Source organism: Photobacterium nomapromontoriensis, assembly GCF_050336815.1.
In the GTDB taxonomy this organism is placed as follows: Bacteria; Pseudomonadota; Gammaproteobacteria; order Enterobacterales; family Vibrionaceae; genus Photobacterium; species Photobacterium nomapromontoriensis.
This window is the reverse complement of record NZ_JAKJSL010000091.1, coordinates 1-1,922: the sequence shown is the minus strand read 5'-3', so window position 1 is coordinate 1,922 and position 1,922 is coordinate 1. Positions and strand designations below refer to the sequence as shown.

The window sequence follows — 1,922 nt, the reverse complement described above, 5'->3', positions numbered from 1 at the left end:
GGTTTAGCGGCTGCACAAGCAAAGTGGCATTTTGACTTTCAAGCTAACAGCATCAAGCACCGGAGAGTCCTATCAATACCACGACTTGGGCGGGAAGTTCGAGTTCATCGACGATATCAAATTAACGACTCCCAATATCAATGGGCAATGCTTGAATATCAACGACTCACTCACACCGAAGGGCTGGGCAAATTATGAGGGGATCCGTCAGCGCCTTGCTAAGCGGATAAAAATGGTTGGCTATAATCGCGAAGCGATGGCCAACTGTTTTTATTCCGTTTAAGCAACTTGTTAGTTTTTTACCAGTTATTAGAGTTACTGTAGCCTTCAACACGCTCAACTTTACTTGAATTATTAAAAACAAAAGTAATGAATGAGTTGTTTGAACCACTATAAGAATAAACATTGTATTGCTGATCATCACGCACTGGCGAGCCTAATAAACTCTTAACCGCAGAGCGACTTGTCAGTGCGCTATAAGTCTCATAATTAACTTCCCCATTAGGAGTAATAACTGAAGTAAGGCTAAGCTCATCTTTTGCCATTCGCTTAACACCTTTAGGCATCAACTCTTCAATCGAACTCTCAAACGAAGAATCAGTACTCACAAGCTTATGAGTCATCATTCTTAGATCGCTTTCAATAGAGGCTTTATGTGTATTACTAGTAGAGTTACAGCCCAAAAGAGTTATAGCCATAATTGTTGATAATACTAATTTATTAAGTTTCATATACATCCTAATTGTAAAAAAGTAACGTCCACTTCAACGGACAAAAATTGAAAACTAACGCTCTGTTAAGGGGTGAGCAACGCATTACCGAAGCCACCGCATACCACCTTAAACACTAAAATCAACGCATAGCAAAAATGCCACGCGTTGCGAATCCCTCTTGAACAGTTTGTAGGCTATTGACTCTCTGAGGTTATCACGTATGTTCCATTGAAGGTGACATTTAGCCCGCTACAACCGTTGTCTTTGCTAACTACGAGGGTATCTTGATCTAATAAAATTTGGAGAGTACAGCCGTCAACGTCATAGTCTATTTGATTACCTTTTAATGTTACAACTCCGTCGATTTCTCCAAAATTTACAAGGCCAGAAGAAGAGTCACCTACCCAAACTGATGTCCCTGATAGTTCGTATGTGTTCGAACCCACCTTAGTTAAGTCAATAAAGGCAGTGTCAGTATCCAATTGATCATTGTTATACCGCTCATAATGCCCCTGAAAACCAGGAACGACTGCTGCATATGCAAGCGATGAAATAAGCAACATACTTAGAGTTACGCAAACTGTTTTCAAGCTCAAATTCTCCTTAATAGCCTAACAACTTTATATATGGAACTGTTCTACATTACAATTCTACATATCACCATTAGCAGATGCTAACACATACACTAAAGCATTGATAACAAAGACTATAAAAACACACGCCGGACAAATTGTAGAATCATTCTATATATCACATTCTACATTTTCGCCATCCGTATGATGTCACACTTTAATGATTTGACGTGAAACGCAGGCACAGTAAACGAGACATAAATCATGACTTTTTACGTTTTCTTTTCCCGCATAATTTCCATCCTATTATGCCGATTCACATCCACAGATGTACTTTGAAAACATCGAGTAGGGTGAGGCGTCGCCGCCTCATCCCTCTCACAGAACCGTACGTACGGACCTCGTATACGGCTCATGTACATTTCCATTCAGCGTAAGTGCTGAACACATGCCCTGTCACAACATGTTCAATATTGACTAAACCAAGTTCATTGAACCATTGATTTGTCATAGCGTAGCTCGATAACGGACTCGCAGAGCTTCTCCAGCCTGTCATTCGTATGTGACTAAACGGCGGTTTATATCCTCGCTGTTTCAATTCTCGATGAAGCTTACTTGGCTTCTTCCAGAGCTTGAG

Annotated in this window: 2 protein-coding genes and 2 pseudogenes; 1 reads left to right on the top strand and 3 read right to left on the bottom strand. The window is 40.4% G+C overall.

Going from position 1 to position 1,922, the window contains the following annotated elements; all coding sequences use genetic code 11:
* Positions 1–198, top strand: a pseudogene (locus L4D12_RS25310) (IS4 family transposase); the annotation flags it as partial.
* 101 nt (positions 199–299) lie between these two features.
* On the opposite strand, the gene L4D12_RS25305 reads toward L4D12_RS25310, so the two are convergent.
* The 3 genes and pseudogenes from L4D12_RS25305 to L4D12_RS25295 form a co-directional block, all read right to left on the bottom strand.
* The gene (locus tag L4D12_RS25305) at positions 300–731 is read right to left on the bottom strand and encodes a hypothetical protein (protein ID WP_428450579.1); all 432 of its coding nucleotides are present in this window, start codon (positions 729–731) and stop codon (positions 300–302) included.
* A 176-nt stretch (positions 732–907) separates the two neighbouring features.
* The gene (locus tag L4D12_RS25300; RefSeq protein WP_428450578.1) at positions 908–1,303 is read right to left on the bottom strand and encodes a hypothetical protein; all 396 of its coding nucleotides are present in this window, start codon (positions 1,301–1,303) and stop codon (positions 908–910) included.
* A 394-nt stretch (positions 1,304–1,697) separates the two neighbouring features.
* Positions 1,698–1,922, bottom strand: a pseudogene (locus L4D12_RS25295) (group II intron reverse transcriptase/maturase); the annotation flags it as partial.